Source organism: Microbacterium kunmingense (assembly GCF_023155745.1).
GTDB classification, from domain to species: domain Bacteria; phylum Actinomycetota; class Actinomycetes; order Actinomycetales; family Microbacteriaceae; genus Microbacterium; species Microbacterium kunmingense.
This window is the reverse complement of the sequence record NZ_JAKNUS010000011.1, coordinates 1-15,019: the sequence shown is the minus strand read 5'-3', so window position 1 is coordinate 15,019 and position 15,019 is coordinate 1. Positions and strand designations below refer to the sequence as shown.

13 protein-coding genes are annotated in these 15,019 nt (G+C 69.3%); 3 read left to right on the top strand and 10 right to left on the bottom strand.

Going from position 1 to position 15,019, the window contains the following annotated elements:
- The 7 genes from treZ to rpsP form a co-directional block, all read right to left on the bottom strand.
- Positions 1 to 1,725, bottom strand: coding sequence for a malto-oligosyltrehalose trehalohydrolase (gene treZ / locus MA875_RS14455; RefSeq protein WP_248242965.1), 1,725 nt, complete (start codon positions 1,723 to 1,725; stop codon positions 1 to 3).
- A complete protein-coding gene (gene treY / locus MA875_RS14450; RefSeq protein ID WP_248242964.1) occupies positions 1,722 to 4,160 on the bottom strand; it encodes a malto-oligosyltrehalose synthase in 2,439 nt (812 codons plus the stop codon). Before treY ends, treZ begins: the two co-directional genes overlap by 4 nt.
- Positions 4,157 to 6,361 carry a glycogen debranching protein GlgX gene (gene glgX, locus MA875_RS14445; RefSeq protein WP_248243067.1) on the bottom strand — a complete coding sequence of 735 codons (2,205 nt, stop codon included), beginning with the start codon at positions 6,359 to 6,361 and terminating at the stop codon, positions 4,157 to 4,159. The genes treY and glgX overlap by 4 nt, the downstream gene beginning before the upstream one ends.
- Positions 6,362 to 6,501: 140 nt before the next feature.
- Positions 6,502 to 7,179, bottom strand: a complete 678-nt coding sequence (gene trmD / locus MA875_RS14440) for a tRNA (guanosine(37)-N1)-methyltransferase TrmD (RefSeq protein WP_248243066.1) — start codon at positions 7,177 to 7,179, stop codon at positions 6,502 to 6,504.
- Between the two features lie 19 nt (positions 7,180 to 7,198).
- Positions 7,199 to 7,861 carry a ribosome maturation factor RimM gene (gene rimM / locus MA875_RS14435; protein ID WP_248242963.1) on the bottom strand — a complete coding sequence of 221 codons (663 nt, stop codon included), beginning with the start codon at positions 7,859 to 7,861 and terminating at the stop codon, positions 7,199 to 7,201.
- Positions 7,854 to 8,084: an RNA-binding protein gene (locus MA875_RS14430; RefSeq protein WP_248242962.1), complete on the bottom strand. Its 231-nt coding sequence runs from the start codon at positions 8,082 to 8,084 to the stop codon at positions 7,854 to 7,856. Before MA875_RS14430 ends, rimM begins: the two co-directional genes overlap by 8 nt.
- A gap of 13 nt (positions 8,085 to 8,097) precedes the next feature.
- Positions 8,098 to 8,520: a 30S ribosomal protein S16 gene (gene rpsP / locus MA875_RS14425; protein WP_248242961.1), complete on the bottom strand. Its 423-nt coding sequence runs from the start codon at positions 8,518 to 8,520 to the stop codon at positions 8,098 to 8,100.
- Between the two features lie 189 nt (positions 8,521 to 8,709).
- Here rpsP and MA875_RS14420 point away from each other — a divergent pair, with 189 nt between their 5' ends.
- Positions 8,710 to 9,879 (top strand): glutamate--cysteine ligase, encoded by a 1,170-nt coding sequence (locus MA875_RS14420; protein WP_248242960.1) that lies wholly within the window; start codon positions 8,710 to 8,712, stop codon positions 9,877 to 9,879.
- Between the two features lie 100 nt (positions 9,880 to 9,979).
- Here MA875_RS14420 and ffh read toward each other — a convergent pair whose 3' ends face one another.
- Together ffh and MA875_RS14410 are read right to left on the bottom strand one after the other, a co-directional pair.
- The gene (gene ffh, locus MA875_RS14415; protein ID WP_248242959.1) at positions 9,980 to 11,551 is read right to left on the bottom strand and encodes a signal recognition particle protein; all 1,572 of its coding nucleotides are present in this window, start codon (positions 11,549 to 11,551) and stop codon (positions 9,980 to 9,982) included.
- Positions 11,552 to 11,612: 61 nt separating this feature from the next.
- On the bottom strand, positions 11,613 to 12,584 hold the full coding sequence (locus MA875_RS14410; protein ID WP_248242958.1) for a TetR family transcriptional regulator: 972 nt from the start codon (positions 12,582 to 12,584) through the stop codon (positions 11,613 to 11,615).
- 77 nt (positions 12,585 to 12,661) lie between these two features.
- Between MA875_RS14410 and lipB the strand changes: the two genes are divergently transcribed.
- Both lipB and lipA read left to right on the top strand, forming a co-directional pair.
- On the top strand, positions 12,662 to 13,300 hold the full coding sequence (lipB, locus tag MA875_RS14405) for a lipoyl(octanoyl) transferase LipB (protein WP_248242957.1): 639 nt from the start codon (positions 12,662 to 12,664) through the stop codon (positions 13,298 to 13,300).
- The gene (gene lipA, locus MA875_RS14400; protein ID WP_248242956.1) at positions 13,297 to 14,298 is read left to right on the top strand and encodes a lipoyl synthase; all 1,002 of its coding nucleotides are present in this window, start codon (positions 13,297 to 13,299) and stop codon (positions 14,296 to 14,298) included. Before lipB ends, lipA begins: the two co-directional genes overlap by 4 nt.
- A gap of 18 nt (positions 14,299 to 14,316) precedes the next feature.
- Here lipA and MA875_RS14395 read toward each other — a convergent pair whose 3' ends face one another.
- The gene (locus tag MA875_RS14395) at positions 14,317 to 14,817 is read right to left on the bottom strand and encodes a DUF2004 domain-containing protein (protein WP_248242955.1); all 501 of its coding nucleotides are present in this window, start codon (positions 14,815 to 14,817) and stop codon (positions 14,317 to 14,319) included.
- Positions 14,818 to 15,019: the final 202 nt, after the last annotated feature.

The following is a 15,019-nucleotide window of genomic DNA, read 5'->3' as shown; positions in this document are numbered from 1 at the left end:
TCAGCGCGTCATCACCGCGGCGCTGCGCGCCGGCAGGGTGATCCGGCCGCTGTGCACCGAGACCGCGTCATTCGTCGTCAGGACCAGGGTCTCGGTTCCGGTCTCCATCGCGACCGCGTCGGTACCGAAGTTCACCACGATGTCGACCGCCCCGCGATGCAGCACGAACGTCCGCGCGTCCTCGTCCGCCTCGGCGGACAGCGCGGCGAAGTCGGGATCGGTGAGATCGGGCAGCGTGCGGCGGAGCTCTGCAAGCCGCCGGTACAGGTCGAGGGTCCGCCGATGGCGCGGGTCGGAATCGGGCGCCGCGACCTCGGCCCAGTCGAGGTGCGAGCGCGCGAACGTGTCCGGGTCCTGCGGGTCGGGCACGACGGACTCGTCCCAGCCCATGGCTTCGAATTCCGCCAGTCGCCCTTCGGCTGTCGCTTTGGCGAGTTCCGGCTCGGGATGCGACGTGAAGAACTGCCACGGCGTGCTCGCCGCCCACTCCTCGCCCATGAACAGCATCGGAGTGTACGGGGCGAGCAGGGTCAGCACGGCGGCGATGCGCAGGCCTCCCTCGTCCAGCGTCTGGGACAGCCGGTCGCCGGCAGCCCGGTTCCCGATCTGGTCGTGGTCCTGGCTGTAGGTCACCAGGCGCCAGGTCGGGATGCGCGGGTCGATCGGTCGGCCATGGTCACGACCTCGGAACGAGGACCATGTGCCGTCGTGGAAGAACCCGCGTGTCGCGGCCTTGACCAGCGCCGACAGCGGCGCGAAGTCCGCGTAGTACCCGACCGTCTCGCCTGTCAGGGCGACGTGGAGAGCGTGGTGATAGTCATCGCTCCACTGCGCGGTCAGGCCGTAGCCGCCGGCTTCGCGCGCGGAGATCAGCGTCGCATCGTTCATGTCGGACTCGGCGATGAGCGTCAGCGGGCGTCCGAGGTGGGCACTCAGCGCATCGGTCTGCTCGGCAATCTCCTGCAGGATGTGGCGGTCGGTCCGATCTAGCAGTGCGTGGACGGCATCCAGGCGCAGCCCGTCGACGTGGTAGTCCCGCATCCACATCAGCGCGTTGTCGACGATAAACGAGCGCACGGCGGCCTCATCGAGGTTCACCGAGGAGCCCCAGGTGTTGCGTTCGGCATCGCGGAGGTAGGGACCGAACTCGGGCAGGTAGTTGCCGCTCGGCCCGAGATGGTTGTAGACGACATCCTGGATGACGGCGAGCCCGCGTCCGTGGCACGCGTCGACGAACCGCTGGTAGGCGGCCGGTCCGCCGTACGCCTCGTGGACGGTGTACCACAGCACACCGTCGTAGCCCCAGTTCCAGACCCCGTTGAATCCGTTGACCGGCAGGAGCTCGACGTGCGTCACACCGAGGTCGACGAGGTGGTCGAGCCGGGCGGCAGCGGCATCCAGCGTCCCCTCGGGGGTGAAGGTGCCGATGTGCAGCTCGTACACGACGCCGCCCGCGAGCTGACGCCCGGTCCACGCGTCGTCGTTCCACTCGTACGCGTCGGCGTCGAACCAGGCCGAGAGGTCGTGCACGCCGTCGGGCTGACGACGCGAGCGCGGGTCGGGACGCACGGCATCGCCGTCGTCGAGCACGAAGCCGTATCGGTCTCCGTCGGCGAGCGGCGCGTCAGCGCGCCACCATCCGCCGCCACCCGGGTGCAGGTCGAGGTCTCCCCCGGCGTGTCGGAGCCGCATCCGGGAGGCGCGTGGTGCCCACACTTCGATCATCGGGAGCTTCCTTCCTCGAGCCGGCGCGCGTCGACGAGGAGTGCGACCGGGTAGGTGTCCAGGACATCCGACAGTGCGATCGATCCGCCTGCGAGACGACGTCCCGTGAGCACGTCGACGACCTCGCGATCGGGCAGCAGCATCTGCGTCCCGCCCCAGCCGCCGCGGTGGCAAAGTCCGACCGGCAGCCGGGTGGCGACCGTCGTCGCGCCGCCGCGGTCGAAGGCGACGGCATGGGCCGCAGCCGCGCCGATCGCGGTCACGGGGCGGTGGATCGTGAACAGGTCGGCACGATCGCGGCGCAGGCGCAGCGCCCGCGAGGTGACGAGCATCTTCGCCCGGCCCGAGGTGTCGACCGGCGGCAGCTCTCCGCGGGAGAACGCGGCGTCGATCTCGGCGAGCATCCTGCTTCGAAGGGCGAAGTCCACGTGCCGGCGGTTGTCGGGATCGACCAGCGAGGTCTCCCACAGCTCGGAGCCCTGGTAGACGTCGGGTGCGCCCGGTGCGGTGAGCTGCACCAGCTTCGCCCCGAGGGCGTTGCTCCACCCGAACGGGGCGATCTCGGCCACGATGTCGTCGATCAGCGGACGGGCATGCGAGAAGGCGGCATCGACGAGCGCGTGCATCCGTTCCTCGAAGGCCGGGTCCGGGTCCCACCACCCGGTCGCCTCCGCCGCCTCGCGCGCGGCCTTCTCGGCGTACGCGTGAAGACGATCCGCCGAGGCGGGCCACGCGCCGATCACGGCCTGCCAGAGGAGTGCGTCGAAGGGGCCGTGACCGGTCGTCGCGACCGCACGCAGACGGTCCAGCATCAGGCCCCACCGGTGCGGGATCTCGGCGAGCACGATCAGTCGGGCGCGGACGTCCTCGCCGCGCTTGGTGTCGTGCGTCGACAGTGCGGTCATCGCGTGCGGCCAGGCGGCCAGGCGCTTCTGCTGGGCCGCGTGGAACGCCGAGGGCGCCATCGAGAAGACCGCCGGGTCGCCCCCGACCTCGGTGAGCGAGCCCAGGCGCGTGAACCGGTAGAAGGCCGTGTCTTCGACGCCCTTGGCCATCACGGGCCCCGTGGTCTGCTGGAAGCGGCGCGCGACCTCGAGGGACGGGTCGCTCAGGACCAGGCGCAGCGCCGCGAGGCTGGCGCCGAGGTCGGGACGACGCCGGGTCGCCTCGGCCACCGCCCAGTTCAGGTTCTCCTCCCCGGCGGGAAGGTAGGACCGGTACACCGGGAAGCAGGAGAGGAGTTCGGCCAGCGCGTCGGCGGCATCCTCGATCGGCGCGGGCAGGCACCGCACGAGCCGTGCGATCTCCGCGCGCTGGATCGTGTCGCCGATCATGCGCTTGGTGGTGTGTATGAGATCCGGCCACGCGGCGCCCGGGACCCCCGTCTCGGCCCGCAGCCGCGCGTCGAGGTCGTCCAGGGGGCCCTCCCCCGCCGGATCGATGAAGAGTCGATCGATCTCTCCCAGGGCGTCGTACCCGGTCGTTCCGGCGGTGCGCCACCACGCCGGAAGGTCTTCGCCGTGCTCGAGGATCTTCTCGACGAGCACGTGCGTGGGTGCACCGCGGGCCTCGCCGGCCGCGACGGCCAGTCGTTCGAGGTATCCACCGGGGTCGAGAAGGCCATCGGGGTGGTCCACGCGCAGACCGTCGGCCAGACCCTCGCGCAGCCAGCGCAGGATCTCGGCGTGCGTCGCGTCGAAGACCGACGGCACCTCCACCCGCACGCCCGCGAGTGTGGTCACGGCGAAGAACCGTCGGTAGTTCAGGTCCTCGGCCTCGGTGCGCCAGAACGCCAGACGGTAGTGCTGCCGGGCGAGTACGGCGCGGACCGCCGCGGCATCGGAGGTCTCACCCTCGGGTGCCGACCCCTCGGCGAGAGGGAAGGCGTGCTCGAAATACCTCAGCACGCCGAAGGGGAACAGATCGCGGTCCTCGGCATCGGGCGAGACGGAGATCTCCCCCGCCTCGACCACCGCGTCGACGTCGTCGCCCAGGATAGGAACGAGCACGCGGTCGTCGCCGAACTCCCAGTCGATGTCGAAGGCGACAGCGTGAGGGGAGTTCCGCCCCCGGAGGAGCACGTCCCACCACCAGCGGTTCTCGGCGGGTGCGGAGATGCCCATGTGGTTCGGGACGATGTCGACGAGGATGCCGAGCCCCGCCCGCCGCGCGGCGGCGGCGAAGCGGACGAGTCCGTCCGCGCCGCCCCGCTCGGGGTCGACCCTCGAGACGTCGACGACGTCGTAGCCGTGGTCCGATCCCGGTGTAGCCGCCAGAAGCGGGGAGAGGTAGGCCCACGACACCCCGAGGTCGCGCAGGTAGTCGACCACGTCGGCAGCGGCGTCCAGGTCGAACGACCGTCGGATCTGCAGGCGATAGGTGGATTCCGGATGCCGGTGCTCCCGCGCCTCCGCCGGGATACCCGCCGAGCTCACCGACCGGCCTCGGCCTTCGGCGAGGTCGGGGGCACCTCGGAGTCGGCGAGGAGCACCAGTGACGCGGCCACGGAGTGGTCGACCTCGGGCTCGGGGACCTCGTGCTCGCACAGCACCATCAGCGACTTCGCCGCGAGCGGCACCGACTCGCCCGGTGCGAGCGGCTCGGAATCGGCGCGCTGACCCGCCGTATCGACCACCGTGTCCCACTTCGGGCTGAATTCCACCGCGGGCAGATGGAAGTCCACCTCTTCGTCTCCGGCGTTGAACAGGATCATGAAGTGCTTGTCGGAGATCGGCTCGCCGCGCCGATCCCGTTCGCGGATGCCGTTGCCGTTGAGGAACACGCCGATGGCCCGGCCGAATCCCGAGTCCCAGTCCTCGGGCTGCATCTCCGAGCCGTCGGGCCGGAGCCACACGATGTCGGGGATCCGAGCCCCCTCCTCGCGACGCACCGGACGGCCGTTGAAGAACCGGCTGCGACGGAACGTGGGATGCTCGCGGCGCAGCCGCGCCAGCGCGGCGGTGAACTCCAGCAGGGGCTGGTCCACGGCATCCCAGTGCACCCAGGTCAGCTCGTTGTCCTGCGCGTAGCCGTTGTTGTTGCCCTGCTGCGTGCGGCCGAGCTCGTCGCCGTGGAGCAGCATCGGCACGCCCTGGCTGAGCATCAGCGTGGCGATGAAGTTCCGCTGCTGGCGGGCGCGCATCGTCAGGACGTCCGGGTCGTCGGTGGGCCCTTCGACGCCGTGGTTGTACGAGCGGTTATGCGATTCGCCGTCGTTGTTGTCCTCGCCGTTGGCGTCGTTGTGCTTTTCGTTGTACGACACCAGGTCGCGCAGGGTGAAGCCGTCGTGGGCGGTGACGAAGTTGATCGAGGCCACGGGCCTGCGGCCCGAGTGCTCGTAGAGATCGGCCGATCCGGTGAGGCGCGAAGCGAACTCGCCGAGGGCCTGCGGCTCGCCGCGCCAGAAGTCGCGGACGGTGTCGCGGTACTTGCCGTTCCACTCCGTCCACTGCGGCGGGAAGTTGCCCACCTGATATCCGCCGGGGCCGACGTCCCAGGGCTCGGCGATCAGCTTCACCTGCGAGACCACCGGGTCCTGCTGGACGAGCTCGAAGAAGGTGGCGAGGCGATCGACGTCGTAGAACTCCCGCGCGAGGGTGGAAGCCAGGTCGAATCGGAAGCCGTCGACATGCATGTCGAGCACCCAGTACCGCAGGGAGTCCATGATCAGCTGCAGCGCGTGAGGGTTTCCCACATTCAGGCTGTTGCCGGTGCCGGTGTAGTCCGTGTAGTACCGCTTGTCGTCCTGCTCGAGCCGGTAGTAGGCCTCGTTGTCGATACCGCGCATCGACAGTGTCGGACCCATGTGGTTGCCCTCGGCGGTGTGGTTGTAGACCACGTCGAGGATGACCTCGATGCCCGCGGTGTGGAGGGCACGCACCATCCCCTTGAATTCCTGCACCTGCTGGCCGCGCTGGCCGGTGGAGGCGTAGGTGTTCTGCGGGGCGAGGAAGGCGATGGTGTTGTACCCCCAGTAGTTCGCCAGACCCTTGTCCTGCAGGGTGGAGTCGTTGACGAACTGGTGCACCGGCATCAGCTCGATCGCGGTCACACCGAGCTTGAGGAGGTGATCGATCACGGCCGGATGCGCGATTCCGCTGTAGGTGCCGCGCAGCTCTTCGGGAATCAGCTCGTTGAGCTTGGTCAGACCCTTGACGTGGGCCTCGTAGATGAGGGTCTCGGCGTACGGGGTCTTCGGCTGGCGGTCCCCGGTCCAGTCGAAGAACGGGTTGACCACGACGCCCTTCATCATCGCGTCGGCGGAATCCTCGTCGTTGAACGAGTCAGGGTCGCCGAAGGTGTACGAGAAGACCGATTGGCCCCACGTGATCTCGCCGTCGACGGCTTTCGCGTAGGGATCGAGCAGGAGCTTGCTCGGGTTGAAGCGCTGGCCGTTGGCGGGGTCGTAGGGGCCGTGGACGCGGTAGCCGTAGCGCTGGCCCGGCCCGACGTTGGGAAGGTACACGTGCCAGACGAACGCATCGACGTCGCGCAGCTCCACACGCGTCTCGGCGCCGTCATCGTCGAAGAGGCAGAGTTCGACACGTTCCGCTCCCTCACTGAAGACGGCAAAGTTGGTGCCGTTTCCGTCGAAGGTGGCGCCGAGGGGGTACGCCGACCCCGGCCAAGCCTGCAGCGTCATTCGTGTCCTTTCATGGTCGAGCGCACGCCGCACGACCGGTTACGAAGGACCTGAGCATATCGAGGCCGGATGACACGCCGGTGCCTCTTGACGCCGAGGTCTCCCGAGGGGGTCTGCCGCGGCATCCGATCTCTTCACTCGAGCAGGTCGGGTCGGTGCGCCCGGGTGCGGGCGAGGCTCTGCTCCTGCCGCCAGCGCGCGATCTCGCCGTGATTGCCGCTCAACAGGACCGGCGGCACTTCCCGTCCGCGCCAGGACGCAGGCTTGGTGTAGCTGGGGTACTCCAGCAGCCCCGCCTCGTGGGACTCCTCCACAAGGCTCTCGGGATTGCCGACGACACCGGGGACCAGGCGCGACACCGCCTCGACGATTGCCATGGCGGCGACCTCGCCGCCGTTGAGCACGTAGTCGCCGAGACTCACCAGACGCACCCGCCCATGAGTCGCGTAGTGGTCGATGACCCGCTGGTCGATGCCCTCGTAGCGGCCGCAGGCGAAGACGATGTGGGACTCCTCGGCGAGAGCCCGCGCGAGAGGCTGGCTGAATCTCTCCCCGGCGGGCGAGGGGACCACGAGCAGCGCGTCGGGCGTGAGCACCTCGTCCAGCGCCTCACCCCAGGGCTCGGGCTTCATGACCATTCCCGCACCCCCGCCGTACGGCGTGTCGTCGACGGTGCGGTGCCGGTCGTGCGTCCACGCACGCAGATCGTGCACGTGGATGTCCAGCAGACCCCGATCACGTGCCTTGCCGATCAGCGAGACGTCCAGGACGTCGAAGAAGGTCGGGAAGATGGTGACGATGTCGATGCGCATGCCGGCGTCGATCCGCACGTCAGGATGCGTCCGTCGGGCCGTCCTCGGCTCCGGCATCCGGTGCATCGGCGTCCTCGGCGCCTCCTGGAACGTCTTCGAAGAGCCCCGGGGGCGGGGTGACGGTGATGCGGCCTGCCGCGATGTCCACCTCGGGCACGATGGCCGAGACGAACGGAACGAGCAGTTCGCGATCGCTCTCGCCGCTCGGGCGGACGATCAGCAGGTCCTGTGCGGGCAGATGGTCGACCCGGATGATCCGTCCGACCACGGTGCCGTCGCGCACCACGTCGAGACCGACGAGCTGATGGTCGTACCAGGCATCGGCTTCGGTCGAGGCGGCGGTGGTGTCCTCATCGATCCAGAGGATGGCGCGTACGAGGCCCTCGGCGGCGGTGCGGTCGTCCACCCCCTCGAAGAAGGCGACGGGATGCGAGTTCATCCAGCGGAACTCGCGGACGGTGAGGGGCTTGCCGTGCCACGGGGAGGTCTCGGGCACCTGGAGGGTGAAGGTGGCGCCGGGCACGAACCGACCGTCGGGATCGTCGGTGTACAGCTCGATCTTCAGTGCACCCTTGAGACCGTGGGCCTTCACGAGGCGACCGACGCGCAGCTGGGTCCGCTCCCCCGCACGAGCACGCGCGGCGGGTGTCGTGGTCGGCTCTTCGGCGGCCACGTCAGTCATCCGCGACGTCGACGCGCACGCGGCGTCCGTCGGCGAGAGCGCTGACGAGGGTGCGCAGGGCTTTGGCCGTGCGGCCGCCGCGCCCGATCACGCGTCCGCGGTCCTCCGGGTGCACGTGCACCTCGAGGACGTCGCCGCGGGGCGACGTGGACGACTGGATGCGGACGTCGTCAGGGTGATCGACGATCCCCTTGACGAGGTGTTCGAGCGCGGCGGCGAGCACGACGGCGAGGGTCTTACTCGGCGGCGGCGTCGGCCGGAGCCTCAGCCTCGTCGGCGGGAGCCTCGGCGGGCTCGGCAGCCTTCTTCTCGGCCTTGGGCTTGACGACGGACGACTTCGACGAGTCCAGCTCGAAGGCCGGCTTGTCCTCGCGCGTCTTCACGGTCGACGTCGCGTCCTTGTCGCCTTTGAAGGTGCCCCAGTCGCCGGTGAGCTTGAGGATGGCTCGCACCTGCTCGGTCGGCTGGGCTCCGACGCCGAGCCAGTACTGCGCACGCTCGGAGTCGACCTCGATGAACGAAGGCTCCTCGGTGGGGTGGTACTTGCCGATCTCCTCGATGACACGACCATCGCGCTTGGTGCGCGAGTCGGCCACGACGATGCGGTAGTAGGGCGCACGGATCTTGCCCAGGCGCTTCAGACGGATCTTGACAGCCACGATTCTCCTGAATGTGTGGAAGGGATGAACTGGTCGACCGGGAGGTGGGGTGCAACACCCGGTGGAAGCTCTGCGGAGGACGGCGGGCTGGATAGAGGGTCGAGTCCGGCGTCCGACCCTCTATTCTGCCAGACGACACGAACAGTCGCGAACCGTCGACCGGCCGTGTCGGCGTGCCACACTGGGCCCATGACGGAGCCTTTCGCCCGGTCGGCGCGGTCCACCGTGGGGATCGAGTGGGAGCTGATGCTCGCGGACGGCGAGACCGGCGATCTCGTCGCTCGGGCTCCCGAGGTGCTGGACGCGCTCGGCGAGGACGCCGCCCTAGAGCGCTACACCATCACGCAGGAGCTGCTCACCAACACCATCGAGCTGACCAGCGGCATCGGCGACACCGTCGCCGCCGCGGTCGACGACATCGGCGACGCCATCGCCGCGGTGCGCTCGGTCACCGACCCGAGGCGGATCGAGCTGCTGTGCGCGGGAAGCCATCCCTTCGCACAGTGGTACGACCAGGAAGTGACCGACAAGACCAGGTACCACAGCCTGATCGAACGCACCCAGTGGTGGGGGCGGAACATGATGATCTGGGGCATCCACGTGCACGTCGGGGTCGAGGATGTCGCCAAGGTCTTCCCGATCATCAACGCCCTGACGGTCTACCTCCCCCACCTCCAGGCGCTGTCGGCCTCCTCGCCGTTCTGGGCCGGGGAGCGGACCGGCTACGCCTCGAACCGCGCCCTGGTCTTCCAGCAGCTCCCCACGGCGGGACTGCCCTGGCCTCTTCCCGACTGGGCGGCGTTCGAGGGCTACCTCGACGACATGATCGCGACCGGGGTGATGGAGGATGCCACCGAGGTCAGGTGGGACATCCGCCCCGCCCCGCGCTGGGGGACGATCGAGGTGCGCGCGTGCGACGGCATGTCGACGCTTCCGGAGCTGGCGGCGATGGCGGCCTTCGTGCAGGTCATGGTCGAGCACTTCTCACGCCTCCTGGACCAGGGCGTCGCGCTCAGCGGCATCCAGCCCTGGTTCGTGCGGGAGAACAAGTGGCGTGCCGCGCGTTACGGACTGGACGCCCGGGTCATCGTCGACCGGGACGGAACGCAGGTGCCGGTGCGCGATCATCTGCGAGCCACGATGGACGAGGTCGCCGACATCGCCGTGGAGCTGAAGTGCGCCCGCGAGTTCGCCGGACTCCACGACATCCTCGCGGGTGGCGCGAGCTACGCCCGGCAGCTCCTCGTCGCCGAGGCCGCCGACGGCGACCTTCGAGCGGTCGTGCATCACCTCATCCGCGAGTTCCGCGCCGGCCCGACGCTGCGCGACCACCTCGCGTCGTTCCGCGTCGGCGGCTGAACGCGGGTTCATCCGTCGCAGATGTCCGCACCCGGCCCCTGGGGGCGTGCATCTGCGACGAACGAGCGCGACGCAGACCCCAGTCCCGCGAAGGGGCGGCTCAGCCCCGGCCGAGGAGCTTCTGCAGCTCGGCCAGGTCTTCAGCACTGGGCGCGGCCTGACCACCGCCGGCGCCGCCGCCGAGCCCGAAGCCCGTCCCCGCCGGCGCGGCGGGTGCCGACGCGGCGATCCCGGCGTTCTCCGCGGCGCGCTTGGCGGGGTTGCCCGAACGCGATCCCTTGGCCTTCTGCTGCTTTCCACGCTTGGCCGACGCGCCGGGACGCCCGGCGCCGGGCACCGGACCCATGCCGGGGATGTTCGGAACGCCGCCCCGGGCGACGGTCTTCATCATCTTCGCGGCCTGGTCGAAACGCTGGACCAGCTGGTTGACGTCTGTCACCGTCATCCCCGATCCCCGGGCGATGCGCAGGCGCCGGGACCCGTTGAGGATCTTCGGGTTCCGCCGTTCCGCGGGCGTCATCGAGCGGATGATGGCCTCGGTGCGATCGATCTCGCGCTCGTCGAAGTCGTCGAGCTGCTGCTTCATGCCGCCCATGCCCGGGAGCATCCCGAGCATCTTCTTCATCGACCCCATCTTCTTCAACTGCTGCATCTGCTGCAGGAAGTCCTCGAGGGTGAACTGCTCGGTCGCGATCTTCTCGGCGACCTTGCGCGCCTCCTCCTCGTCGAAGGCCTGCTGGGCCTGCTCGATGAGGGTGAGGATGTCGCCGAGGTCGAGGATGCGCGAAGCCATCCGGTCGGGGTGGAACGGCTCGACGTCATCGAGCCCCTCCCCGGTGGAGGCGAAGATGATGGGCCGCCCCGTGACGGAGGCTACCGAGAGGGCCGCACCGCCGCGGGCGTCGCCGTCGAGCTTGGAGAGCACGACACCGGTGAAGTCCACGCCGTCCTGGAACGCCTTGGCGGTGTTCACCGCGTCCTGCCCGATCATGGCGTCGATGACGAAGAGGACCTCGTCGGGATCGGTGGCGCGGCGGATGTTCGCCGCCTGCTTCATCAGCTCGGCATCGACCCCCAGTCGTCCGGCGGTGTCGATGATGACGACGTCGTGCTGCTGCCGACGCGCGACCTCGACACCGTCCATCGCGACGCGCACGGGGTCGCCGACGCCGTTCCCCGGCTCGGGGGCGTACACCGCGGCCCCGGCCTGGCGTCCGACGACCTGCAGCTGATTCACGGCGTTCGGACGCTGCAGGTCGGCGGCCACGAGCAACGGCGTGTGGCCGTCCTTCTCGAGCATCTTCGCCAGCTTGCCGGCGAAGGTCGTCTTCCCCGATCCCTGCAGGCCCGCCAGCATGATGACCGTCGGGGGGTTCTTGGCGAACTGCAGTCGACGCTGCTGGCCGCCGAGGATGCCGATGAGCTCCTCGTTGACGATCTGGACCACCTGCTGTGCCGGGTTCAGGGCGCGATTGACCTCGTCGCCCAGCGCGCGCTCCCGGATCTTGGCGGTGAACTCCTTGACCACGGGGAGGGCGACATCGGCGTCGAGCAGTGCTCGGCGGATCTCTCGCACCGTCCCGTCCACGTCGGCGGGGGTGAGCTTCCCCTTCGTGCGCAGATTGCGGAAAGTCTCGGTGAGACGGTCGGAGAGCGTGCCGAAGGTAGCCATGGTCCGGCAATTCTACGCCGAAGGGCCTCCGCCCCCTCTCGCTCGGGGGGGCGCGGCGCCCTCACTCCGGGCCGAGCTCCTGGAAGAGGGTGAGCTGCACCCCGTCCGGCGCCCGAAGCCGCGCGTTGCGGGAACGCCAGGGCGTCGGGGTGGCCGCAGCCTCCCATCGTGCGCCCGCGCGCACGAGGGCTTCCGCGGCGGCGTCCGCATCGTCGACCTCGAGCGCCACCCGGAGGGCGTCGCTGCGCCCACCGTCGGTCTCGATCGCATCGATGAACCGGACCTGTGCGGCATTGGCCAGCTCGAGCGTCGCCCGGCCCGCATCGAGAATGGCCACGCGCGCGCCGTCCGGGCCTTCGAACGCCTCGGCCTCGGGCATTCCGAGCACGTCGCGGTAGAACTGCAGTGCCTCATCGAGATCGGCCGAGCTCACGACCAGGCGGAGCTGGTGCACCGTTCCTCGCGGCGTGAGAAGCGGCGCGATGACCGCGACCGCATCGTCCAGCGTGCGCGCGAGCGAGGTGCGCCCCGGCCCCGCGGCCGCCCAGGCACGCACCGCGGCGAGGACGGCTCCGCCCACGGCCGTTCCGGTCACATCCGCAGCGAGCGGGTCGCCTCCCCGGCGGAGCGCAACGGACACCGAGCGCCCGATCCGGCTCGTCCGGATCGCGGATTCGCGCTCCAGCTCATCCTCCAGCCCCATCGCGGACGCATTGGCCATCGCCAGAGCGAGGGAGTCGGGGGCGAAGTCCGCCGCGAAAGCGCGAAGCGCCGAGGCTACCGCGGGAGGGCCCTCATCCGCGGCGTCGAGGTGTGCGCGAAGCGCGTCGACACGCGCGTCGAAGCTGGACCACAGGATGTCGGACTTCGAGGAGAAGTAGTTGAAGAAGCTCGACCGTGAGACACCGGCCCGCAGGGCGATGTCGGCGATCGACGTGGCTTCGTAGCCCCGCTCGAAGAAGAGTTCGCACGCGGCATCCGCGATGGTCGCGGGCGACGAGAGCCTCGGACGCCCGGAACGCTGCTCTGCCATGACATCACCCTAGGACGCGCGGTGCCGACAACGCGGAGGCGTATTGTTGGACGCGGTACAACAAGAGAGGTGCGCTGTTGCTCGAAACCATCACGGTGGGGCTGGACCCCGACTTCGTCCCGTACGCCGACGCGTGGGACCTGCAGCGGCGGGTGCACGCCGCGGTGGTGCGCGGCGACCGGCCCGACACCCTCCTCCTGCTCGAGCACGACGCGGTCTTCACCGCGGGCAAGCGCACCGCGCCCCACGAGCGCCCGACCGATGGGACACCGGTCGTCGACGTCGATCGGGGTGGCAAGATCACCTGGCACGGGCCAGGTCAGCTCGTCGGCTACCCCATCGTGCGGTTGGGCGAACCGGTGGATGTCGTCGCCCACGTCCGACGGCTGGAAAGACTCCTCATCGACGTGCTCTCGCGTCACGGCGTGGACGGCATCCAGGTGGAGGGGCGTAGCGGGGTCTGGGTGCACCGCCCACTGTCCACCGACAAGGTCGCCGCCATCGGCGTCCGCGTCGAGCGGGGCGTGACCATGCACGGATTCGCGGTGAACTGCGACAACTCCCTCGCGCCGTTCCGTCGGATCATCCCGTGCGGCATCACCGACGCCGGCGTCACGACGGTCAGCGAGGTCACCGGCGTGGAGACCTCGCCCCGCGACATCCTTCCGACCGTCACCGAGGTCTTCCTCGCCGCCGAGCAGGCGGTGGCGGCATGAGTGCGGCGGCACCCGACGGCCGGCGCCTGCTGCGACTGGAGGTCCGCAACGCCCAGACGCCGATCGAGCGCAAGCCCGAGTGGATCCGCACGAAGGCGAAGATGGGTCCGGAGTACACGGCGCTACAGGGGCTGGTGAAGGACGAGGGCCTGCACACCGTGTGCCAGGAGGCGGGCTGTCCGAACATCTACGAGTGCTGGGAGGATCGCGAGGCCACGTTCCTCCTCGGCGGATCGCAATGCACTCGGCGATGCGACTTCTGCCAGATCGACACGGGCAAGCCCGCCGACTACGACACCGACGAACCTCGGCGTGTGGCCGAGAGCGTGCAGCGGATGCAGCTGCGCTACGCCACCGTGACCGGGGTGGCCCGGGATGACCTGCCCGACGGCGGCGCCTGGCTCCACGCCGAGACCGTACGTCGCATCCATGCCGACAACCCCGGAACGGGGGTCGAGATCCTCGCCACCGATTTCAACGGTGTGCCGAGTCTGCTGGAGGAGGTGTTCGCGTCACGTCCGGAGGTCTTCGCCCACAACGTCGAGACCGTGCCGCGCATCTTCAAGCGGATCCGTCCGGCGTTCCGCTACGACCGCTCGCTGGGGGTGCTGACGAAAGCGCGCGAGGCGGGACTGATCACGAAGTCGAATCTCATCCTGGGCATGGGGGAAACCCCTGATGAGGTCATCGCGGCGTTGCACGACCTGCACGATGCCGGCACCGACATCATCACGATCACGCAGTACCTCCGACCGTCACCGCGACACCTCCCCGTCGACCGCTGGGTCAAGCCCGACGAGTTCGTCGCATTCAAGGAGGCGGCCGAGGAGATCGGGTTCCTCGGCGTCCTGGCCGGCCCGCTGGTGCGCTCGTCGTACCGCGCCGGTCGCCTCTGGGCGCAGTCGATGATCTCGAAGGGCCGCGAGATCCCCGCAGACCTCGCGCACCTCGCCCGCGACCTCGCCTCCGACGGGGCGGCTTTCGCTCAAGCCGTCTGACGGGACGCGCCGGGTCGGTCAGTCGGCACTGGTGACCGAGAGCACGGCGCCGGAGGAATCGAGATTCACCAGCAGGACGTCGTCGGTGGCATCCGGGTCGAGGGCGTACTCGAGCACCGCGAAGGGATCGGAGCCGCCGTGTTCGTCGGCGAGGATCGTCATGCTCATCAGCTGCAGCGACCGGATGACGTCGATGCGGATGTCGCCGGAGATGTCGACCAGGAGGTTGTCGATGTCTTCGCCGAGGGTCTCCTGCTGCTGGAGGATGTACTCGGTGACCTCGCTGGTGCGGTCATCGAGCTCGGACACCATCCCGTTGCGCGCGGTCCGGTCGATCACCTCGAGGGAGGACACCAGGCTCGCCGCGATGTCGAGGGCGGCCTGGGAGACGTCGTCCTGATCGGGCGCGGTGAGATCGACCGTGACCGATTGATCGCCCAGTTCGACGTTCTCGGACCAGAAGATCGAACCGTCCGGACCCGACTCGAGGAGTCCGAAGAAGTCGTGCTCGATCGCCATACGCCCATGAAACCAGCCTCTCGGCCGGTGCGATAGACCCGCGCCGCGCGTCGGCCCGATCGGGCGGGGAACCCGTCAGACCCTATGAGGGTGGGGGTTCTGAGACTCTTGTAGGCCCAGGGCCCCACGGTGCAGATTCGTGGATCATCCCGTGAGTGGCACGGGATGCCGACATGCAGCGGAGGCCCTGGTGTTCAACGAG